Raw genomic sequence first — 21,701 nt, forward strand, 5'->3', positions numbered from 1 at the left:
GCTCCTCCTAAACCCGGTCTGATGTGGAAAAGCTTTTGCAGTATTGGTTCAATCGTTCGCAGCAGGGTGTTGCCATTCTGGAGCCGATTCGCAATGAACACCGGGCCATTACCGATTTTCGTTGCCGACTGGTCAATACAGCGTTCGCCCAGATAGCCGGGTTATCGGTCGAGGAAATAACCGGAAAAACCGTCAGCGGGTGCTGGCCAACGGCCGATGCCCATCGGCGGCTGGAGCGACTGGTGTCGTTTCTCCAGTCGGGGCATCCTCAGCAACTCGATGAACACTACCAGAATACCAACCTGAACGTTTGGGTTCACATCACCCTCACGCCCATTGAAGACCAATTTTTAGCTGAAGTTCAGGATATTACGGAGCAAAAAACCGCCGAACTGGAACTCCAGCGACGGCTGTCCATGGAATCCATCATTTCGGCTATTTCGAGTCAGTTCATCACCCTCGACGGCTTTGAACTCGATGCCTGCATCACCGATGCGCTGGAACAGATCAGTCGTTTTAACGGTGCCGACCGGGCCGCGATTTTCCGGTATTCAGACGATCAGCAGCGGGGAAGTTGTTCACACGAATGGTGCGGACCGGGCATTACGTCGAGCAGCCACCGATTTCAAAATTTGCCGCGAGCCGTTTTTGCCTGGCTCTACACCCGGTTAGAAAACCGGCAGGTAATTCAGTTGACCACCGACAAACTGCCCCCCGAGGCCGCAGAAGAAAAAGCCATTTTCGATTCCATTGCCATTCGGTCGATGATTGCGGTCCCCCTGGTTCTGGATGATAAAACACAGGGTTTCATCGGTTTTTACGCCATTGATAAACCCAAAATCTGGGACGAAAACGACGTTCATTTGCTCCAGACTTTCAGTACCCTCGTCGTAAATGCCCAGCACCGGCAGCACCAGGAGTCGGCCATTCGCCGGGCGAATCAGCGGCTACAGGGTCTCCATACGATCGACCAGGCGCTCCTGAGCCACCAACCGATCGAACAATCACCCCTGCTGACTGCCCTGCACCACATCAATGCACTGGTCCCCTGTGAACGGCTAACCATTTTTCGTTTCCATGAAACCACGGGCCTGGCCGTGGCCGAATACCGGCTGGCCGAGGGTGTGCTGGAGGTAACCCCCGGTCTGGCTTTTTCAAGCCATTTTATCCTGGATATGCTCCGGCAGTCGAGCCACGTTCAGTACCTTCCCGATTTGCAACCTGACGACGACGGTTTTCCGCCGGGACTTGACCTGTATGAACGGGGTTTCCGCTCACTGGTAATCCTTCCGCTCTACCGCCGTCAGGTATGCATCGGCGCGTTCACCCTCGTGTCGACGGTTTCCCATTTTTTCACGGAAGAACACCTGCAGATTGCCCAGGAAGTAGCGAGCCAGTTGGCATTTGTGCTGAATCAGCAACTGGCTGATAAAGAACTGAAACAACAGAACGAACACCTCGAACAGCGGGTGGAAGAACGTACCCGGGAGATCGGGCAGTTGTCGGCCCTGCACCAGGCGGTGCTGCAACACGCCGGTCAGGCCATCGTTTCCACCGACATCAACGGGGTTGTTCAGACGGCGAACCAGGCTGCCGAAAAATTACTGGGTTATCAAAGCCATGAACTCCTTGGGCGGGTTCCGAAGATCTACCCCGGCCCGCCCGACAACCCCCTCCCCTTTATTACCTACGAGTTGAAAGATTCGGACAGTGCCCCGGCCGATCTCTTTCAGGTGGCCCTGAAAAACAAGGACTATTCGTATCAGGAATGCATGGCCATCGGAAAAGATGGCCGACAGGTACCGATTCTGCTCGTCACCACTACCTTAAAAGAGCAGGACGGTACGGTGGTGGGCTACGTGGGCATCTGCACTGATATTTCGGCGCTAAAAGCCGCCGAAACCCAGTTGCGAAACCTCAACCAGCGGCTCCAGTTGGCAACGCAGGCCGCTGGGCAGGGAATCTGGGAGGACGATCTGGTCAATAACCGGTTGATCTGGGACGATCACCTCTGGACAATTTTTGGAATGAAACCAGGCCGGACCGACTGGACTTTTCAGAAATTCATTCAGATGGTTCATCCGGACGATCTGCCTGCTTTTCTGGAAGGAACCCGGCATGGAAAACACCAGAATACCTGGGACGATCGTTTCTCGAACGTCTGCCGGATTATAAAACCGGATGGGACCATCATGTATCTGGAACAGGACGGGCTGGTGGTCCGAGATCACCAGGGGCATCCGGTCCGGGCCATCGGCATTGCCTGGGACGTTACGGAGCGAAAACTGGCCGAAGAAGCCCTCCGGGAAAGTGAACAGCGGTTTCGGGAAATTGCCGAAAATGTCGATGAAGTTTTCTGGATTCATTCCGTCGAACCGTTCCAATTGCTGTACATCAATCCGGCGTATGAACGTGTATTTGGCAGTTCGTCGCCCCACACAGCGTCGTTTCTGAATACCATTCTGGAAGAAGACCGGGCGCTGGTCAAAGCCGAATTTAAAAAATACCGGCAGGGCCAGGAAGTAACGCTCCAGTGTCGGGTGCTGGGCATCCACCAGGAAATCTGCTGGCTTCACGTTCGGACCTTTGTCATGAAAGACGACCGGGGCCTTCCGATACGCTACATTGGCATTGTCAACGACATTTCCAGCCAGAAAGAAAAAGAGATCGTGCTACTGAAATCGCTGGAACGGGAGCAGGAACTGAATCAACTCAAGTCACAGTTTGTCAGCACGGCTTCGCACGAGTTTCGGACGCCCCTGACCACCATTCAATCCAGCGTCGATCTGGTCCGGCTCTACCTGGATAGTCCGGCAACCACCGCTCAACCCGCCATCCGAAAACATTTGAGGGTGATTGAAAAAGAGGTCGAACGCGTGAGCGAACTGCTCAGCGATCTGCTGACCATCGGTAGCATTGAGGCTGGAAAAGTCAGTTTCAAGCCCCGGTGGGTTGATGTCATCGCAGTCTGCATGGAAATTATTGCCACCCATTTTCGCCAGCGAAGTGATGAGCGGGCTGTCCAGGTGCTGGTCGAGGGAACGCCTTGCCCGGTGTATCTGGACGAAAAACTGATGAACCATGTGATTGTCAATCTGCTGTCGAATGCCTTTAAATTTTCAAAAGACGATCCGCACCTCCGCATTCAGTTCAAAAAAGACGGTCTGGTTTTGCAGGTCATCGACCGGGGCATCGGCATACCGGCCAAGGATCTTTCAAGGCTTTTTCAGAGCTTCTTCCGGGCCAGCAACACCGCCGGGATTCAGGGAACCGGCCTGGGCCTGGTCATCACGCGGCAATTTGTGGAAATACACGGAGGGCATCTGGACATTCAGAGCGAGGAAAACAGCGGAACAACCGTCACCGTCACGTTGACCAAAGCCTTGAATGAATCACCGGTTTCAGACGCGACCAGTCTGCCGAAAGTCGTAGAAGCTGCTTTTCCCGGTACCCCTCACTTTTAACGCTGGCTCTATATCAACCTAAACTAAAGCCGGGAAGAATGGTGCAACCGTCCTATAAAAATCATCGTTTGCGAGAATTTTAAAAAGTTTACTCGTACCTTTGCGCCCCTTTATCCAATCACAGCCGTGCTTTCCTGCTTCGGTCAGGCTCTTTTCCTGACGGTGAAAGGCTTTTGCGGGCTACATTTTGAGCTAAAACCGGGATGACAACACTCTCTTGCGGAATCGACTTTGGTACCTCCAACTCCAGCATTGCCCTTGCCAACGACGACGAAATCAGCCTCGTACCGGTTGAACAGACGCACGTAACCATTCCGAGTGCCATTTTCTTCCAGCGCGCCGACAACAAGGCTTTCTATGGCCGAACCGCGGTCAATCTGTTTTTCGACCGCCAGCAGGGCCGCTTCATGCGGAGTCTGAAGCGGGTTTTGGGAACCCCTCTGATGAAACACGGCACCGTGGTGAACGGCACGACCATGAATTTCTCCAGCATCATCGCATCTTTTCTAAAAAAAATGAAGGAAAAAGCGGATGCCGTGGCAGGTCAGGAAATTGAGAATGTGGTGATGGGCCGACCCGTTCATTTTGTCGATCACTCGCCCGAATCGGATGCCCAGGCGCAGGCCGAACTGAAAGAAATTGCGTTGCGGATTGGCTTCAAAACCGTTGAATTCCAGTTTGAACCCATCGCGGCCGCCTTTGCCCACGAAGCCCGGCTCACCGGCGAAAAGCTGGCGATCGTGGCCGATCTGGGCGGTGGAACCTCCGATTTTACCGTAATCCGGTTATCGAGTCAATCCGTCCGGAAAACGGATCGTTCGTCGGACATTTTAGCCAATACCGGGGTGCGGGTTGGCGGCAACGATTTTGACAAAGACCTGAGCCTGGCCGCCATCATGCCCGAACTAGGTTACCGGAGCCGCTATGGCGACAAACAACTGGAAGTTCCGCTGAAACCGTTTCACGATCTGGCCGAATGGAGCAAGGTCAACTTCCTCTACACGCCCAAACTCATCATGCAAACCCGGCAGTTGCTGTTTCAGTCGCACGACAAAAAGCGGTACAAACGGCTGCTGAGTGTTCTCGAAAACGAAACCGGTCACGCCGTCCTGGCGGCTACCGAAGGCGCCAAAATTGCCCTGACGGATCAGGATGAACACGATACGCCCTTCGATTTTGTGGAATCGGATTTTGTAATTCCGATCCGGCGGAAGCTGTTTGAAACGGCTATTTTCGGCGAAGTTGAAAAGATTGTGGCATCAGCTAGAGACTGTTTGCAGGATGCCGGGGTGCGGCAACAGGACATCGACCTGGTCATTCTGACCGGCGGCTCCACCGAAGTACCACTGATTCAGACCGAATTCAAGCGGCTTTTCCCGAATGCGGCCATTGCCGACGAAAACAAGCTCTCCAGCGTTGGCCTGGGGCTGGCCTACGACAGCCAGAGCAAATTCGGCCGGAATTCGGCCCGCCAAATCGCATCGGTCTAGCCCGCAAACGGTAGCAAACCGGGTCGGTCGGCTCGCTGCCACAAAACCCGGTTTTTATCGAACGGTCAATAGTAGTCGCTACAGTATCAGGTATTTATCAAAAAAAGGTGGAATTTTAGGGTCGATATCCTCACCCGTTCAATCTTCGTTTTGATGAAAACTTTTCTACGCATTTCCCGACCGAATCAGGGCCAGCGGCTGTTGCTGGCCTGCCTGTTCCTGACCAGCCTGACGGTTTACAGCCAGGAGATTTATTACGTTACCCCAGGCGGAGGGGCCGTTACCAAAGACGGTTCTTCCTGGGAAAATGCCTTCGATGGCACCCAACTCCAGGCCGCCATCGAAGCCGCCAGCACCTATTCCCAATCCAACGGTAATGTGGACGTTCAGGTCTGGGTGGCCGCCGGTCTCTATAAACCCACCGGCTCTGCCGACCGCACCATCAGTTTTTCCATGCGAAACCACGTCGCCGTGTATGGCGGTTTTGAGGGCGACGAAAACCTGTTGAGCGAACGCCCCGCCCTCAACCTTTCTACCCCTTCCAGCACCACCCTCAGCGGGGAAATCGGGGGAGCCGGGAACACCGACAATTCCTACCACGTCGTCAGCAATCTCTCCGGATCGCTGACCACCAGCGCCGTGCTCGACGGTTTTGTGATTACGGCAGGCAATGCCGATAGTGCCGTTGAAGACGTTCATAGGGTTGGCGGAGGAATGACCAATCTCAACGACAGCCCCACGGTTCGGCACTGTTTCTTTGTGAGCAATACCGCCAAATCGGGCGGAGCAGTGCACAATCTGGCCAATTCGGGCGGCATCTGCAGCCCGGAATTCATCGATTGCCATTTTATGAGCAATACGGCGGGCATCTCGGACGGGCCGGGCGGGGCGATGTATAACTATGCCGACCTGGGCAGCCAATGTCGCCCCAGGCTGACGCACTCTAGCTTTACCCTGAATACCGCCGGAAACGGCGGGAGCCTTTTTAACGGAACCAATGCCGGAGGCACCTGCAGCCCGGTGATCACCCGGTGTCAATTTACCAACAATACCTCCACCGGCAACAGTGGTGTACTCGCCAACGATGGCGGTAGCCCGACCGTAACGAATTGCAGTTTTGTTGGCAATTCGGCATCACGCGGAGGCATATCCGTGAATTACTCGATTCAGCTTTTCACCAATTGCAGCTTTTCGGGCAACTCAGCAACCCTGGGCGGAGGAATCGCGTACCAAACCGGGGGTGGAACTACCTTTAAAAACTGCATTGTCTGGAACAACGGCGGTTCTCAAACCTTCTTTAACTCAAACGGTTCCACCATCACCGGCACCTACAGCCTGTTCGATACGGAAGTCACGGGGTATGGCGGAGCCAACAACCTGACCACCGCAGTTCTGCCTCTTGTCAGCGAAACCGACCTGCAACTCTCGCCCGGCTCGCCCGCCATCAACGCCGGTGATCCCACCAGCAGCACCACCACCAGTGGCACCACGGACCTGGCCGGGAATCCCCGTTTCTACAACGGCGGCCCCATCGATCAGGGCGCTTTTGAATTTCGGGGGGAATTGCCGACGCCAGTGAGCGGCAGTTTCGACGGGTATATTTATGGCGCCGACTGCGAAAGTTTCCGGGGCTGGGCCTGGGATCGCGACAAGAGCAATACCGTCGTTTCTGTTGACATCCTGGATGGTGATGTAGTGATTGCCACATTGCCCGCGGGTGATTTTCGCCAGGACCTGCTCGACGCGGGTAAAGGCAATGGCCAACACGCTTTTCGGTATGTCCTGCCCGAATCGCTCAGAGACAACCTGCCCCACTTCCTGTCGGCCCGGGTGACGGGCAGCGGTTTCATCCTCAAAAATTCGCCCAAAGCACTCATTTGCCAGAACAGCACCGAACCGGTGGGCAACCAGCCCCCCGTGCCGCCCTCGCCCACGGTGCTGATTACGCCCCTGACCGCGCAGGTGGATGTGCCTTTCTCGGCTACCCTTCCCGCCTTCACCGACCCCGAAGGCAGCCCCCTGACGTATGTCCTCAGCGGTTTACCGGCGGGTTTGAGTCTGGGTTCGGAAAACAGGATGATCAGCGGAACACCCACCGAACCGGGGAGCTTCCTGCTGACGTATTCGGCCACGGATGTGCCCGGTTCCACCAACAGCGTGAGCTTTGTTTTAACCGTCCATCCCGCGTCAACTACCACCGTAACCGGGAGTTTCGACGGCTACCTGGACAAAGTCGAATGCGGTACGATCCGGGGCTGGGTGTGGGATCGCAATAAACCCAACACGCCGGTGACGGTGGAGTTCTACACCGATGAAGCGGTTTGGGGCAGCACCGTCGCCAACATCTACCGGGATGATTTGAAGAATGCCGGGAAAGGCAACGGGGCGCATGCCTACCGCTTCGAAGTTCCGGTCACACTGAAAGGAACCGGCCCGCATCTGATCTCGGCGCGGGTGCAGGGCAGCACGTTTGTATTGAAGAACTCGGGAAAACTTTTGAACTGCCCCCTGCCCGGCCGGAAGGGTGCGGAACAACCCGAAGCGCTGGAAATGATTGTGTTGGGCAATCCGGTTTTCGGCCCAACGCTCGGGGTAGAAGTCCGGGGGGCAGAGGGACGCCCCCTGCGCCTGCAACTGACGGATGCGAACGGCCGGGCCGTGGCCGATTGGGCGGTTGAAGCAGCCGCGAAAATAGAACAAAAAACGTTGTTCCTCGGTCATCAACCTGCAGGGCTGCTGTTCCTGCGGGCCACCAGCGGGGCAAGAACCGCAACCTTGAAAGTACTCAAACCGTAGACCCGATCGGGGCGGTTTTCAAACCACACGAAAACCGCCCTAGTGCAATCCCAGCGTCTTTGCATACGCTTTCCCCCAGTCCACCATCGACTGCAAAACCGGCAGGGTGGCTTTTCCCTGTTCCGTCAGACTGTATTCGACCCGGGGCGGAATTTCGGCGTAGATTTTCCGGTTCAGGATTCCGTTTCGCTCCAGATCCCGCAGTTCCTGCGTCAGCATTTTCTTGCTGATACCGGGCATGGCGCGCTGCATTTCGCCGAATCGGTTGATCCCCCGCGACACGTTGTAAATAATAACCGGCTTCCATTTTCCGCCAATGATCAGGCTGGTGAGCGTCACCGGACACTTCGTCAACCCATAAGCCGCTAAATCTTCCGAACTATTTCCTTTTTCAAGTACCTCATTATCAATTATAGTCTCCATTTTGATACTAAGAAACATTAAAGTGATTACTTGACAAATATAAACTATTAGGTCTAGTTTTGGCAAGATTTATTTCTAAAAAGTAATCAACTTAAGTGCTATGTACGTCATCACAGGAGCCAGCGGCCATACGGGCACACCCATCGCCCGGCAACTTCTACAAGCCGGAAAACCGGTCAGGGTCATCGGTCGGTCAGCAGACCATTTGAAAGAACTCATCGACAGCGGTGCCCAGGCGGCCATCGGAAGTCTGGAAAACCCGGATTTTCTGATCGAGGCTTTTCGGGGTGCTACGGCGGTCTATGCCATCATTCCTCCCAACTTTACGACCCCCGATTTTACAGGCTATCAAAAACGGGTCGCCGACGCTCTGACAGCCGCCATTCGGGCCAATCACGTCCCCTACGTGGTCAGTTTAAGCAGCTTTGGGGCACATTTGCCCGACCAGAACGGCGTCATTCAGGGCATGACCTATCTGGAAAACCAACTCAACGCGGTGGAAGATCTGCGGGTCGTTCATCTGCGGGCCGGTTTCTTTTTTCAGAATCTTTTCAGCAGCATCGGTTTACTGAAAGCAACGGGTTTGCTGGCGGGTTTTCCCATCGAAGGCGATAAACCGCTGGCGCTGGTTCACACCGACGACATTGCCGCCGTAGCCGCCCACCAGTTGCTGGCGTTGGATTTTGAAGGCAAAACCGTCCGGTTTGTGGCCGGACCGCGTGACCTGACCTTCGATGAAGTGGCGCAGATTGTGGGCCAGGCCCTCGGAAAACCGGATTTAGCCTGGACCGCTTTCCCCTACGAGCAGGCGCGGGCGGGCATGATCCAGTCGGGCATGACGCCCAGTCTGGCCGATAACTACGTGGAATTCTGCCAGCGCGTTAACGATGGCGGTCTGATGGGCGGTTTTGAACGCAATGCCGACAACACCACGCCGACAACCCTCGAAGACTTTGCCCGCAACGAACTGGTCCCCGTCTATCAGGCAAACTAAGCAGAAGCGACGGAAATCCTGCTCATGATCCGGGTGATTGCTCACAAAATGCCGGATCGTGAGTAGGATTTCCGTCAAATCGATTTTAGGAGGAAGAAGCCGACTAACCGTTCGATCATGCGTACCCTGCTTGTTTCCTTTTATCTGCTGTTTTCCCTGCCTGCTTTTGTTACGGCCCAAACCCGTCCCAACATCATCTTCATTCTGGCCGACGACCTGGGCTACGGCGACCTGGGCATCAACGGTCAGAAGCTGATCAAAACCCCGAACATCGACCGGCTAGCGGCCGAAGGGGTGCGGTTTACGCAGTTTTACGCGGGAACGTCGGTTTGCGCGCCCTCCCGTTCGTCGCTCATGACGGGCCACCACACCGGGCATACCTACATCCGGGGCAACAAAGGTGTCGACCCCGAGGGCCAGCAACCCCTGGCCGATTCGGTGGTGACAATGGCGGAAATTCTGAAGAAAGCGGGTTACACGACGGCCGCTTTTGGCAAATGGGGACTGGGGCCAGTCGGTTCCGAAGGTGATCCCAACCAACAGGGCTTCGACCGCTTCTACGGCTACAACTGCCAGAGCCTGGCGCACCGGTATTATCCGAATCACCTCTGGGACAACAGCAAAAAAATCGTTCTGGCTGAAAACGAAAACCTACTAAAAACCAGCCAGTATGGCCCTGATCTGATCCAGCAACAAGCACTGGGCTTCGTTAAAAACAACGACCCGAAAAAACCATTTTTCCTCTTCCTGCCCTATACCCTCCCCCATGCCGAACTGCTGGTTCCCAACGACAGCATCTTCCAATACTATAAAGGAAAATTCGCCGAAAAACCGTACAAAGGTGCCGATTATGGCCCGAACGCCAGCGTCGGCGGCTATGCCTCGCAGGCGTATCCCCGGGCTACGTTCGCAGCGATGGTCACCCGGCTCGATCTGTACGTCGGTCAGCTTCTGGCGACGTTAAAAGAAAAAGGACTGGATCAGAACACGCTCATTATTTTTTCCAGCGACAACGGCCCGCACCGCGAAGGGGGTGCCGACCCGGTTTTCTTCAACAGCGGGGGCGGTTTTCGCGGTTTCAAGCGCGACCTCTACGAAGGCGGCATCCGGGAGCCGATGATTGCCCGCTGGCCCGGCACCATCAAACCCGGCACCCAAAATGAGCACGTGGGAGCCTTCTGGGATCTGCTGCCCACCTTTGCCGAACTGGCTGGAACGAAAGCCCCCGCAGGTATCGACGGAATTTCGTTCGTTCCGGCTCTGACGGGAAAAGGCACTCAGAAAAAACACGCCTTTCTCTATTGGGAGTTTCACGAACAGGGGGGCAAGCAAGCCGTTCGGCAGGGCAACTGGAAGGCAGTTCGACTGAATGCCGCCGGGAATACCAACCAACCCGTCGAACTCTATGACCTGGCAAAAGACCCGGCTGAAACCACAAATCTGGCGGCCAAACACCCCGCGAAAGCCACCGAATTAGGCCGATTGATGACGGAATCCCACACGCCCTCGGCTTTGTTCCCGTTCGGAGGTGCAGGGCGGTAACCCAATTCTTCAGCATTTAACAGGTGGCGAAACTGTCCAACTTCGGAACCAAGGATTATTACTACCCGATTCCGTTCGATGAGAACAAATTGAATCCGGAAAAGATGTACCAGAATCCGGGGTATTGTTCCGCCAAACCGGCACGAATGCAAAAGAGGAGTCATCCGGGTGGTGACTCTTCTTTTTTTATTAACCGCCGGAAGAATTATTTGGTCTTTTGCGTATTCCGATAACGGCCCAAAACCGCCATAATCTTATGGTGAATGGCGGTATTTTCGTAGATGCCCCGAAAGTCCAGCGAATGAGGGCCATACGCAAAAACCGGCACCATCACGCCCGAATGGTCATTGGTGCTGAAATGTCCATCCACATACCCGCGTTTTAGATCGCCATCGAGCAGGGTCAGCCCCCCGGTTTCGTGATCGGCGGTGGCAATCACCAGCGTTTCCCCGTTCTGGTCGGCAAACTTCAGCGCTTCGCCGACCGCCTGATCAAAATCCAGCATTTCCTGAACCACATACCGGACATCATTCGCGTGGCCACCATAATCGATCTGCGCGCCTTCGGCCATGATAAAGAATCCGGCGGGGTTGGGGCTTAACTCAGCCAGGGTTTTGCGCAGACTCGTGGTCAGAAAATCCTTCCGGCCCTGGCCGACGGAAACGACCGATTCATCGTCCAGCAACACAAAAGGCGCTTTCAACTGCGCCAGTTTGCCGAATCGATCCGCTACCGCATACCCCCGCTGCCGGAGGGTATCCAGGACTTTCTCCTCGTTAAAAAACCGGTAGCCGCCCCCAATCAGAATCTGAACCGGATTTTGCAGAAAATCTGCCGCAATTTCCCGTTCGAAAGACCGGTCGGGCTGGTGCCCATAGAAAGCGGCTGGGGTGGCATCCGTCACGCTCCCGGCACTGATCAATCCACTGACCATATTCCAGGGTTTGATGAGAGCCGGAATGGCCGGACGGGGCCTTCCCGTCGAGTCTACCCCAATGGCCCGGTTGTTGGTCTTCTCACCCGTTGCCATCGCCGTTGCTCCGGCGGCCGAATCCGTAATGTAGGTATCTGCGGCACTGGTTTTGGAAAAGCCCAGATTCAGCACCTGCGTCAGATTCAACTGACCCTGATTGGCAGTTATCCCGGCGTAGATCTGGGCCAGTCCCATGCCGTCGCCAATGAGCAGAATCACGTTCTTTACCCGGCTGAGCGCGTCGTTTTGCCGGTACGTCGGCTGGTAAACCGCGTGAACGGTTTTATTCCGGTATTCAGCGGTGGGGCGGCTGTTGAGAAAATTGGCCAGTTCGGTAATGTGGTCGGTATTGATGTAATCGACGCCCAGATTGATCAGCGTCTTCCAAGTGTTCACGTTGTCGGGTGTCGCCCACAACCGCAGCTTTTTGCCTTGCTGGTGGGTTTTCCGGATCACTTCGTTCAGCTTTTTCCGTTCAGCATTGACGATCAACCCCTTGCCATTCCAGCGCGTATAGGTCAGAAACGACTGGCTGATTAAGCCAATGCGTTTCAGTTGATCTGGCGAGTACGTTATTTCAGGACGTCCGTCAAAGAGCAGCCAATCCGGATAGGTTTTGAATTCTTCCGGTTCCGGCACTTGGCCGCTCACCACGACCTGTACCGAAGCCCCGGAGCCGAACACGTTCGGATGGGCCGCCAGAGTCTGAACCAACAGCGGCAGCGTCTGGCGGGCCGGGGTTTTGAGATCGATCAGGAGTTGCAGCGGGCGAGTTGTTTTCGGCTCAATCTTCCCCTGACCGGTTTTCACCTGCTGAACCAGGGGCTGAATATACAACGCATCCAGGGTTCGGCCGGGGTCGATGTCCGTCTCATCGTGGGCCACGTAGAGAACGCCGTTTCGGGCGTGAACATCGACTTCGATCGAACCGAATTGTTGGTGGTAGGCCTGCCAGAAAGGAATCGATTGCTCGTAATCATTGTGCGAATGCGCCTGGGCCGTCGTGTAGAGGCCATTCGGTTGGGCAAGGGCGGAGCGAATGGGCATGAAACTGGCCAGAATAACGATAAGCAGTGCTTGTTTCAAATTCATTTCCGGGAGGAAGAAAAATAATGAACGGATTGCTTTCTACAGCTACTCAACTCCATTTCCCCACACCTTCCGGAACCTGCCGGTAGTTCAATTCCTCCAGAACCGCCCGGGCAAAAGCCGATCGGTCGGATTTACGATACTGGTCGGGCGTCAGAGCGCCGGAGGGCGCGACAAAAACCTGGCTAACCCGTTGGCAGGCTGACCAGAGTGGACGGTTTCTCTCAATTTTGAATTGCCGAATTGGCGTGTCAGCGCCAAACCACAGGCTGATGATGTTGTTTGAAGTGCCTTTCATGACCTGTTGGTCGTTACAAGTTGTGATGCGTGTCCTGGCTGGAGATTCGGTCGGATTGCGGAGCCGGATGCGGACTGAGCAAAGGTAAAAGCAAGGCGTAACAAGCAGATTACGGTACGATCAAGTCTGAAAAGGTTCTGTTAACCTTCCGGTAACATCCCTACGGCTTCGGTCAAAAAAGCGACGAACACTCACCATAAATACCTGTCAAGGAGCCTGTTAAATAATTGTTAAGCTTTTTTCCTGCGTGGTTTCTGTCCCTGATCGGCTCCTATTTTTGTTTCTTTCACCCCTCATAAACACGAGCATGATTCAGAACAAATGGCGGATCGGGCTGGCCCTTTTAGCGGTATTGACCAACGCCTGTATCAACGATCACCAGCCACCCGGGGCGTCGCAGGAAAACCCGGCCACCTTCAAGGAAATTTCCTCAACGGATTTAGGCGGGGAAGCCTCCGCCGAAATTGCGACCTACGACCCGATCAGCAAACGCCTGTTTGTGGTCAACAATGAATCAACCCCCAAAGTCGATGTCCTGGATCTGACGGCCTACCCCACGGTGACCAAATTACAACCCATCGATTTGACGGCCCTCGGCGGTGTAGCCAACAGCGTGGCGGTATACGGCGGAAAACTTGCCATCGCCCTCGAAGCCACCAACAAACAGGCGAACGGGAGCGTGATCGTTCTGAACACGACGGATTTGACTTCCGTCAAACAGATTACCGTGGGCGCGCTGCCCGACATGGTCACCTTTAGCCCCAATGGTGCTTACATCGTTACAGCCAACGAGGGCGAACCCAGTGCCGACTATACCACTGATCCGGTGGGTTCCATTTCGATCATCAACGTCGCCGATAACTACAGCGTCAAAACCCTCACCTTCGAGTCGTTTGCGGCTTCGTTGCCGCAGTTGTCGGCGGGCGGTTTCCGGATCTACGGCCCCGGTGCGACCTTTGCGCAGGATGTGGAGCCGGAATACGTAGCGATTTCGTCGGATTCGAAAAAAGCGTGGGTAACGCTCCAGGAAAACAATGGCATTGCCGAAGTTGATCTGGTGACGGGAACCATTTTAAAAATCAACCCACTGGGAACCAAGGACATTAACCTGGCCAACAACGCCATGGACCCCAGCGATCAGGACAGTAAAATTAGTCTGGGGACCTGGCCCGTTCAATCCTTTTTCCTGCCCGACGCGATTTCCTACTTTTCAGCCAGTGGCAATGGGTATCTGATTACGGCCAACGAAGGCGACGCCCGGGAATATTCGGCGTTTGATGAACAGGTACGGGTCAGCAGCCTCACCCTGGACGCCACGGCTTTTCCAACCGCAGCGAACTTGAAACTCCCCGCCAACCTGGGCCGCCTGCGGGTGACCAAAACGGCCGGCAATACCGGTGGCGTCTACACCGAGCTTTACGGCTTTGGTGGCCGCGGCTTCAGCATTTACAACGCATCCACCGGAGCACGGGTGTATGACTCGGGCAAAAGTCTGGAAGAGCAGGTTATTGCCGCCAATCTCAACCTCTATGATGATGGGCGTTCGGACGACAAGGGTGTTGAACCGGAAGGCGTCACCGTCGGAATGATCAACGGCAAACCCATCGCGTTTGTCGGCATGGAACGGGCTGATGCGATTGCCATTTATGACGTCACGAACCCGGCGGCTCCCCAATTTCTCCAGCTTTTCAAAACCGGGGATGCCCCGGAAGGCGTGTTGTTTGTTCCGGCCGAAAATAGCCCAAACGGCCGCAGTATGCTGGTGGTGAGCAGCGAAGGCGACGGAACGGTCAAGATTTATCAGCCGGATAAAGTATAAAAAAAGACGCTTTACTTTTCCTGTAAAAAGACAACACCGGCGTTGAGAAACCAACGCCGGTGTTGTCTTTTTACAGGAAAAGTAAAGCTAGTCCCGATCCTGTGGAATGACCATTCGTACCCGAAAAGCACCAATCTCCTTTTCAACCAACCGGATCAGGTGCGTTATCGCCGATTCGATTTCCTGACTTTTGGGCGGATTGATACCCAGAAAAAGAATCGCCGAGTTGATCTCGATTTCGCAGTCGACCTCGTTCAGATAAAGCATAAAATCGCCCAGTGAAATCCGGATTTCGCCATTAAAAAAATACTCGACACTTTGGATTTGCCGGTGCCGGGGACCAATCTCCAACCCTTCCCGGGCAATAAACCGCAATCGTTTCTCTATCTTATCAAAAATGTGCATATCCGTGTAGGTTAACACCGAAAAACTATCAATGGGACATGACCGCCCGTTTTGGGGTTGAAATGGTATCCGGAACCCACCGCTCGAACACAGCGGCTAAGCGGGACGTAAAAGGAGCAGCCATCAAAACCCCCAGAACGTTAAACAGGACGTGGGCATTGGCCAACTGGCGCCCAACCGGGGCCTGTTTACTGATCAAAAGCACGAGTTCGGTGAAAGGCACAATCAGCAATAAGCCCAGCGTGATGGACAGCAGGTTGAAAAGGAGATGGAAAAGCCCGGTACGAACAGCCGCTTTCGTGCGTCCAACGGATGCCACCAGCGTATCGGCGCAAGTTCCCAGTTCGGCTCCCATCATGACGGCAATCCCCGCCCCGATAGTCAGCAGACCTTGCCCGGCCAGAACGACCGACATGCCCACGGTGGCAGACGACGATTGCAGCAAAACCGTTACCCCCGCACCCGTAAGGGCACCAATCCACGGTTCAGCCAATCCCTTCATCCAGTTCACCACCTGGGGAAGATGTTTCAGCGGTTGAACGGCTTCCTCCATGAGAAAGAGTCCCAGAAAAAGCATTCCGAACCCCAGGATGACCTGCCCCCATTGGGTGAGGGTTTCGCGCCGGGCCAGAATCATGATTCCCAGACCAACCGCCATGGGTACGCCCGCCCATTTTCCGATGTCAAACGCAATGAGTTCACTTGAAAAGGTGGTTCCGATATTGGCCCCCAACACAATGCCGATAGCCTGTCGAAAGGTCAACGCCCCGGAATTGACCAGCGCGATGGTCATGATGATGACTGCAGAAGAAGAGTCCAGCAGCGTGGTGACCACGACGCCCGTCAAGATGCTGGTGAATACCGTCCGGGTAAATGTCTTCAGCCAGCCCTGTAGCTTGTCCCCCGAAATCGCTTTCAAACCGTCTGACAGGTAATTGAGGGCAAACAGAAAAAGGGTCAAACCGGATAAGACGAGCAGGATAATTTCCAGATACGCCATAAAAGAAAGCCACTTGGTTCATCGAAGTTACGGCTTGCCCGGTTTTTATCACTGCACGGAAGATTATGGATTTGTTATGATTAACCGGCTCTAAAACCGGGCGACGAACCAGGGCTTTGTTTCAGTCGACAGTGGTATAAGCTGCTCATTCCGCCGGGTCGTTGCCCTCCGGCGTAAACCGCACCAGCGCATCGCCGAGCATCATGTCCTCCTTTTTTGTTATGCGTTTTAACCGAGCAAACGCATCTTTCCGCACCTTGATTGAGGCATCATCGAAGCGTTTAAACGTAGCCCAGTCGACATAAGCCCGGTTGGAATCGGTATCCAGAAAACCGCCGTATTCGAGTTGGTGTTTGTCCAGTTCCAGCACGTAAATCACGGTCAGCGTAATGGGCTGGTTCGTTTTGGAGTAGAAAGTCCAGGTCAGTTTCATACCGGTAAGGTACGTTCTGGTTTTGTAGAAGCCATTGATTTGCGCCTACTTTCTGACTACTTTTATTCTTTCCAGCTTTCCATCAGCCCATTCCGTTCCCGTGAAAAAACCGCTTCTTCTTTGTTTGGTTTGCTTTCTGTTTTCGTTTACTGCCGGAATTGCCCAAAAAACAGCCCAGCCAGCCCCATCCGTAAAATGGCCGGACAACCTGCCGTGGTGGAAAGCCAACAACCTGCGCGTGATCCAGACCAATTTACCGGCCTACGAAGCCGCCACGCTCCAACCGGATTCGCTGCTGAAAGACCTTCTGGCGTGTTCGGCCAACACGCTGCTGATCAACGCGGGCGGCATTATGGCCTTCTACCCCACCCGGCTCGATTTTCAGTATACCAACCCCTACATGAAACCGAATACGCTGGCTGAGGTCATCAAAAAGTGCCACGAAAACGGCATTCGGGTGGTGGTGCGGTTCGACTTCAGCCGGGTTCACGAAAGCATCTTCAAAGCCCACCCCGACTGGTGTTATATTTCCCCAAAAGGCGAACGGATCATCAACACGGATATGTACGTGGTGTCGATCAACGCGCCGTATGTGCAGGACCGGGCGTTCAAAATCATCGCCGAGGTGATCGACCAGTTTCCGATCGATGGTATTTTCCTGAACATGCCGGGTTATCAGGTCAATAACCCGTATGAAGGCAAATACCACGGCATCGACCAGAACGAAGCGGATAAAAAAGCCTTCGCAGCCTTCAGTTCGGGAATGACCTTGCCCACCGTCGAGAACAAAGCCGACCCGGTTTTTCAAAAGTACCTGGCCTTTAAAAAAGCCACGGTCGAAGACTGGTCGAAGCGATTGCACGAACTGGTAAAGTCCAAAAATAACCAGATTGCGATCTGCACGTATATGGACAAATACGTCGACATCATCCGGCACGAATCCCAGTCGAACACCAGCCTTCCCTACTGGCCTTACACAGCTTCCGACAACGTGAGCAATGCCGTCAATTCCTTTCCCGATCACATCATTAGCAACGCCAGCATTCAGCAGATTTCGTTTCAGTCGCGCTACAATGCCGTGGAACCAGAGGAAGTCGGAATTCGGTTGTACGAAAACATCGCCAACGGTTCGGGTCTGGATATCAGCCTGATGGGTGATATGAGAGGGTACGAAGATGAACGAAACTTCGACATCGTCAAAACCATTTACGCCCACCACAAGAAGCATGAACCGTATTTCGGGAACTACCAATCCGTCGCTAAAATTGCCGTAGTAGCTCCCGGCGCCTGGCCGAGTGGCGAACCCATGCAGGAATACCGGGGCATCGTACTGATGCTGAAAGAAGCCCACCTGCCATTCGACATCATCGAAGACGCACAGATCGGCAACCTGGCCGAGAAAGTCAAAAAATACAAACTCCTGATTTTGCCGGAAATCACCTACCTGAGTGCCGAAGCCATCCGGGTTTTGAAAGAAGCGAGCCAGCAAGGTACCCACCTCATTGCCACCAACCGGACGCTGTTCGACAGTCCGGAAACCTTGCAGGAGTTGTTCGGGGCCAAAATTATCCAGAAAGACCACGACGGGGCCGGGTTTTACCTCAACCCCGAAAACAAAACCGTCTTCAAGCGTTTTCAGAAACAGTCGATGCTTTTCTGGAAATTCAATCTGGGACTCTACGATCTGAAAGCCGCCGATGCGGTTTTTCTGCCCATTCTGGCAAAGGGCCGCCCCGGCCCGCCAGAGATCATTGGTGGCCACGACCCCACCGGGTATTACGCGATGGGTGTCAAAAAACACGCTAAAAGTCAGGCGGTTATCTTACCGATCAATCTGGGGCGGCTCTATTACATGCACGGCTACGAACAACACAAAAACATTCTGCTCGACGCCATCGACTACCTGTTTCCGGAAGCGGGCCAACTGGTTCAGACCAACGCGCCCGAACGAATCGAAGTCATTTTGCAGGAATACACGAAAAACGTCCCGGCCAACATCACGAAGAAAACTTCCGACGGCCTGATTCTGCACCTGGTCAACCTGACCGGTTTTAGCGGAAACACGTATTTCAAACCGCTGCCGGTTTATGAGCTAACCTTCAGAATCAAGTCGGATTTCAAACCTTCAAAAGTCTTCTCATTGGTGACCGAAAAACCGGTTCCGTTTACCTGGAAAGACGGTTTTGTGGAGTTAAAAGTGGCCAAACTCGGCGACTTCGACGGGCTGGTGCTGGACCGGTAAATTTAATGGCTTTCCGCCAAAGGCTACTGACATAGGGCTGTCACCGGGTCGCGTTTACTTTGTATCGTAAACAAACCCCAACGACTATGTCACAGATCGAAATGCTTTTGAAGGAAATGGAGCAGGAAGCCAAAACCACCCGGAACATGCTGGGCCGCGTTCCCAACGATAAATATGACTGGCGACCGCACGAAAAAAGCATGACCGTCCGGGCGCTGGCCACCCACATTGCCGAATTGCCTTCGTGGGTGACGCTGGCGTTGACCACCGAAGAACTCGATTTTGCCACGACTCCGTATCAGCCCGTAGCGATTAACGATACAGCCCAGTTGCTGGACTATTTTGAACGGATGCTGGCCGACGGAAAAGCGCATCTGGAACAGGCTACTGAAGATCAACTGGAAGGTCGGTGGGTGCTGCGCGAAGGCGAACAAATTTACAGCGACACCTCGAAAGGCGAAATGATCCGCATTTCGTTCAGTCAGATTGTGCACCACCGGGCGCAACTGGGTGTATACCTGCGTCTGCTGAATATTCCGATTCCGGGCAGCTACGGCCCAAGTGCTGATGAACCTGGTTTTTGATTGAGCGATGAAAGAGATGAGACGAGAGAAGAAAGACATACACCTGCACCGGATTATTATCGGTTCGATTTCTTTTGCCCCTTGTCTCTGCTCTCTTGTCTCTTGTCTTTTTTCCGGTCAATACCCCTTCAAACTCAATTCTTCGGTATCGACCATTTCAACGCGCTTGCCCATTTTTTTCTGGATGATTTTAAAATGGTGTTCGTCGTCGGGGCAGATCAGGGAAATGGCTTCCCCTTCGGCCTCGGCGCGGCCCGTTCTGCCAATCCGGTGAATGTAATCTTTGGGAGAACGTGGCAATTCGTAGTTGATCACAAACGGCAACAATTGAATATCGATCCCTCTGGAAATCAGATCGGTAGCCACCATCACCGGCAACTTCCCCGACTTGAATTTACTCAGCGTTTCGGTCCGCGCGCCCTGGCTTTTATCGCCGTGAATGGCTTCGGCCTGCACGCCGTTTTTCCGCAGCTTCACCACCAGATTGTCGGCCGTCCGGGTCGACGAAACAAACACCAGCACCTGCGTCATCTTCCGTTCCTTGATCAAATACCGCAGCAACGGCCCTTTCCGTTCCGGGTCGATCCGGTAGGCGACCTGCTTGATCAGATCCAGATTCTGCGGTTCTTCGGCAATTTCAATTTTAATCGGATTGCGCAGCAGGTTTTCCCGGATTCCCTGAATCGCATCGCCCAGCGTGGCCGAAAACAGAATGTTCTGACGGCTTTTGGGCAACATTTCAAAAATCTCATTCATCTCGCCGGCAAAGCCCAGGTCCAGCATTTTATCGGCTTCGTCGAGCACCAAAATTGCCACTTCCCAGAGGTGTAAGGCGTTGGACGACACCAGATCCAGCAGGCGGCCCGGCGTTGCCACCACAACTTCGGCACCCAGCAAGGCAATCATCTGCGGATTGATCGACACCCCACCATAAACCGCCAGGGTTTTCACTTTTCGGGGTAAATTGGCACTTAAGGTTTGAAACACTTCGGCCACCTGAACGGCCAGTTCGCGGGTGGGCACCAGCACCAGTACTTTTACATTGCGATCGTTGGTGGTCTTTCTGCGCTGAAACATTTCCAGAATCGGCAGCACAAAACCGGCGGTTTTGCCCGAGCCGGTTTTGGCAATTCCCAGCACATCGTGCCCTTTCAGAATGGTCGGAATCGCTTCCTGCTGAATGGGATAGGGTTCGGTATACTGTTGCTCCGCGACGGCTTTCAGGAGCGGTTCGGATAATCCAAGCGATGAAAAAGACATAATCTTCTAAAAGGAGGAAGGATAGAAATGGCTTCCGGCTTCAAATATACCACTAAATACCGGGGCGGTGGTTTTGTACGTATGAAATTACTATATTTACACGTACAATTTTATCTTTTCGTATGGACACGAAATTAACGCTGAAGCTCGATGAAGACGTGATTCAGCAAGCTAAAATCTACGCAGCATCGCAGAACAGAAGCCTCTCTGGGTTGGTAGAAGGGTATTTAAAATCGCTGGTCAGTCAGAACGATTCAGAAAACGAGGAAATCAAAATTTCTCCGTTCGTTAAAAGCATGACTTCACGGACAATGATCCCGTCAGATTTGGATTCAAAGGATGAATACAGCAAGCATCTGATGGAGAAATATCGATGAACGTGCGGCTTTTTCTGGATACCAACATCATGCTGGATTTACTCGGGCATCGCATTCCCTACTACGAACCCATAGCCAAATTAGCCAGTCTGGCGGAGAAAGAAGAAATCCAACTAGCGGTTTCGGCTCTTTCGTTTGCTACGGTGAATTATTTTCTGTCCAAATATGAAGGCAAAGAAAGAGCAAAGGATATGCTTCGAAAATTTCGGATTATAGCCCGGATCATTAGCGTCGATGACTTGATTATTGAAAAGGGATTAAATTCTAATTTCTCTGACTTTGAAGATTCCCTGCAATACTTCTGTGCCTTGAAAGGCGAGTGCAACAGTATACTAACCCGAAACCCAAAGGATTTTAAGGAGTCAGAACTTCCAATCATGACCGCCCAGGAGTATTTGGTCAGCATTGGACGGAAATGATCAGTTCTCTTTGATCCACAAAATGCTGTCAATCAGTCACTTCATACCTAGAAAAGCTTCATGATAGTATCAAATGATACTATCAAAGGTAAG

17 protein-coding genes are annotated in these 21,701 nt (G+C 53.6%); 10 read left to right on the top strand and 7 right to left on the bottom strand.

From position 1 onward, the window contains the following. Positions 1-23 precede the first annotated feature (23 nt). The 3 genes from ACS5NO_RS15690 to ACS5NO_RS15700 all read left to right on the top strand — a co-directional run bounded on the left by ACS5NO_RS15690 (position 24) and on the right by ACS5NO_RS15700 (position 7,750). Complete coding sequence (locus ACS5NO_RS15690) at positions 24-3,464, top strand: sensor histidine kinase (RefSeq protein ID WP_439416038.1); 3,441 nt, start codon at positions 24-26, stop codon at positions 3,462-3,464. Positions 3,465-3,667: 203 nt separating this feature from the next. Then, on the top strand, positions 3,668-4,954 hold the full coding sequence (locus ACS5NO_RS15695; protein ID WP_439416039.1) for an Hsp70 family protein: 1,287 nt from the start codon (positions 3,668-3,670) through the stop codon (positions 4,952-4,954). 153 nt (positions 4,955-5,107) lie between these two features. Beyond that, positions 5,108-7,750, top strand: coding sequence for a putative Ig domain-containing protein (locus ACS5NO_RS15700; RefSeq protein ID WP_439416040.1), 2,643 nt, complete (start codon positions 5,108-5,110; stop codon positions 7,748-7,750). A gap of 39 nt (positions 7,751-7,789) precedes the next feature. Here ACS5NO_RS15700 and ACS5NO_RS15705 read toward each other — a convergent pair whose 3' ends face one another. Further along, entirely contained in the window at positions 7,790-8,173 is a 384-nt protein-coding gene (locus tag ACS5NO_RS15705; protein ID WP_421826337.1) for a winged helix-turn-helix transcriptional regulator, read from the bottom strand. A 100-nt stretch (positions 8,174-8,273) separates the two neighbouring features. Here ACS5NO_RS15705 and ACS5NO_RS15710 point away from each other — a divergent pair, with 100 nt between their 5' ends. Both ACS5NO_RS15710 and ACS5NO_RS15715 read left to right on the top strand, forming a co-directional pair. Next, positions 8,274-9,167, top strand: coding sequence for an NmrA family NAD(P)-binding protein (locus ACS5NO_RS15710; RefSeq protein WP_439416041.1), 894 nt, complete (start codon positions 8,274-8,276; stop codon positions 9,165-9,167). A gap of 117 nt (positions 9,168-9,284) precedes the next feature. Beyond that, positions 9,285-10,709, top strand: coding sequence for an arylsulfatase (locus tag ACS5NO_RS15715; protein WP_439416042.1), 1,425 nt, complete (start codon positions 9,285-9,287; stop codon positions 10,707-10,709). Positions 10,710-10,914: 205 nt separating this feature from the next. On the opposite strand, the gene ACS5NO_RS15720 is transcribed toward ACS5NO_RS15715, so the two are convergent. Both ACS5NO_RS15720 and ACS5NO_RS15725 read right to left on the bottom strand, forming a co-directional pair. After that, entirely contained in the window at positions 10,915-12,774 is a 1,860-nt protein-coding gene (locus ACS5NO_RS15720) for an alkaline phosphatase (RefSeq protein ID WP_439416043.1), read from the bottom strand. Between the two features lie 46 nt (positions 12,775-12,820). Beyond that, on the bottom strand, positions 12,821-13,069 hold the full coding sequence (locus ACS5NO_RS15725; RefSeq protein WP_439416044.1) for a hypothetical protein: 249 nt from the start codon (positions 13,067-13,069) through the stop codon (positions 12,821-12,823). A gap of 307 nt (positions 13,070-13,376) precedes the next feature. Here ACS5NO_RS15725 and ACS5NO_RS15730 point away from each other — a divergent pair, with 307 nt between their 5' ends. Further along, positions 13,377-14,888: a choice-of-anchor I family protein gene (locus ACS5NO_RS15730; RefSeq protein WP_439416045.1), complete on the top strand. Its 1,512-nt coding sequence runs from the start codon at positions 13,377-13,379 to the stop codon at positions 14,886-14,888. Positions 14,889-14,975: 87 nt separating this feature from the next. Here the strand turns inward: ACS5NO_RS15730 and ACS5NO_RS15735 are convergent, their stop codons facing one another. From ACS5NO_RS15735 to ACS5NO_RS15745, 3 genes are all read right to left on the bottom strand, one after another. Further along, positions 14,976-15,293: a hypothetical protein gene (locus ACS5NO_RS15735; protein ID WP_439416046.1), complete on the bottom strand. Its 318-nt coding sequence runs from the start codon at positions 15,291-15,293 to the stop codon at positions 14,976-14,978. 28 nt (positions 15,294-15,321) lie between these two features. Continuing rightward, entirely contained in the window at positions 15,322-16,293 is a 972-nt protein-coding gene (locus ACS5NO_RS15740) for a Na/Pi cotransporter family protein (RefSeq protein WP_439416047.1), read from the bottom strand. A 145-nt stretch (positions 16,294-16,438) separates the two neighbouring features. After that, the gene (locus tag ACS5NO_RS15745; protein WP_439416048.1) at positions 16,439-16,726 is read right to left on the bottom strand and encodes a hypothetical protein; all 288 of its coding nucleotides are present in this window, start codon (positions 16,724-16,726) and stop codon (positions 16,439-16,441) included. A gap of 100 nt (positions 16,727-16,826) precedes the next feature. On the opposite strand from ACS5NO_RS15745, the gene ACS5NO_RS15750 reads away from it, so the two are divergent. Both ACS5NO_RS15750 and ACS5NO_RS15755 read left to right on the top strand, forming a co-directional pair. Then, positions 16,827-18,968, top strand: a complete 2,142-nt coding sequence (locus tag ACS5NO_RS15750) for an alpha-amylase family protein (RefSeq protein WP_439416049.1) — start codon at positions 16,827-16,829, stop codon at positions 18,966-18,968. 86 nt (positions 18,969-19,054) lie between these two features. Further along, a complete protein-coding gene (locus ACS5NO_RS15755; protein ID WP_439416050.1) occupies positions 19,055-19,552 on the top strand; it encodes a DinB family protein in 498 nt (165 codons plus the stop codon). A 117-nt stretch (positions 19,553-19,669) separates the two neighbouring features. Here ACS5NO_RS15755 and ACS5NO_RS15760 read toward each other — a convergent pair whose 3' ends face one another. Further along, complete coding sequence (locus ACS5NO_RS15760; RefSeq protein WP_439416051.1) at positions 19,670-20,812, bottom strand: DEAD/DEAH box helicase; 1,143 nt, start codon at positions 20,810-20,812, stop codon at positions 19,670-19,672. Positions 20,813-20,934: 122 nt separating this feature from the next. On the opposite strand from ACS5NO_RS15760, the gene ACS5NO_RS15765 reads away from it, so the two are divergent. Beyond that, positions 20,935-21,189 (top strand): DUF6364 family protein, encoded by a 255-nt coding sequence (locus ACS5NO_RS15765; protein ID WP_439416052.1) that lies wholly within the window; start codon positions 20,935-20,937, stop codon positions 21,187-21,189. Further along, positions 21,186-21,608, top strand: coding sequence for a type II toxin-antitoxin system VapC family toxin (locus ACS5NO_RS15770; RefSeq protein WP_439416053.1), 423 nt, complete (start codon positions 21,186-21,188; stop codon positions 21,606-21,608). Before ACS5NO_RS15765 ends, ACS5NO_RS15770 begins: the two co-directional genes overlap by 4 nt. Positions 21,609-21,701: the final 93 nt, after the last annotated feature.

Origin of the sequence: Larkinella fluvii, from assembly GCF_051857545.1 — a bacterium.
Taxonomy (GTDB): Bacteria; Bacteroidota; Bacteroidia; order Cytophagales; family Spirosomataceae; genus Larkinella.

Coding starts and splice junctions, on each gene's coding strand:
- ACS5NO_RS15695 (WP_439416039.1), top strand. CDS start 3,668: ATGACAACACTCTCTTGCGGAATCGACTTTGGTACCTCCAACTCCAGC.
- ACS5NO_RS15700 (WP_439416040.1), top strand. CDS start 5,108: ATGAAAACTTTTCTACGCATTTCCCGACCGAATCAGGGCCAGCGGCTG.
- ACS5NO_RS15705 (WP_421826337.1), bottom strand. CDS start 8,173: ATGGAGACTATAATTGATAATGAGGTACTTGAAAAAGGAAATAGTTCG.
- ACS5NO_RS15710 (WP_439416041.1), top strand. CDS start 8,274: ATGTACGTCATCACAGGAGCCAGCGGCCATACGGGCACACCCATCGCC.
- ACS5NO_RS15715 (WP_439416042.1), top strand. CDS start 9,285: ATGCGTACCCTGCTTGTTTCCTTTTATCTGCTGTTTTCCCTGCCTGCT.
- ACS5NO_RS15720 (WP_439416043.1), bottom strand. CDS start 12,774: ATGAATTTGAAACAAGCACTGCTTATCGTTATTCTGGCCAGTTTCATG.
- ACS5NO_RS15725 (WP_439416044.1), bottom strand. CDS start 13,069: ATGAAAGGCACTTCAAACAACATCATCAGCCTGTGGTTTGGCGCTGAC.
- ACS5NO_RS15730 (WP_439416045.1), top strand. CDS start 13,377: ATGATTCAGAACAAATGGCGGATCGGGCTGGCCCTTTTAGCGGTATTG.
- ACS5NO_RS15735 (WP_439416046.1), bottom strand. CDS start 15,293: ATGCACATTTTTGATAAGATAGAGAAACGATTGCGGTTTATTGCCCGG.
- ACS5NO_RS15740 (WP_439416047.1), bottom strand. CDS start 16,293: ATGGCGTATCTGGAAATTATCCTGCTCGTCTTATCCGGTTTGACCCTT.
- ACS5NO_RS15745 (WP_439416048.1), bottom strand. CDS start 16,726: ATGAAACTGACCTGGACTTTCTACTCCAAAACGAACCAGCCCATTACG.
- ACS5NO_RS15755 (WP_439416050.1), top strand. CDS start 19,055: ATGTCACAGATCGAAATGCTTTTGAAGGAAATGGAGCAGGAAGCCAAA.
- ACS5NO_RS15760 (WP_439416051.1), bottom strand. CDS start 20,812: ATGTCTTTTTCATCGCTTGGATTATCCGAACCGCTCCTGAAAGCCGTC.
- ACS5NO_RS15765 (WP_439416052.1), top strand. CDS start 20,935: ATGGACACGAAATTAACGCTGAAGCTCGATGAAGACGTGATTCAGCAA.
- ACS5NO_RS15770 (WP_439416053.1), top strand. CDS start 21,186: ATGAACGTGCGGCTTTTTCTGGATACCAACATCATGCTGGATTTACTC.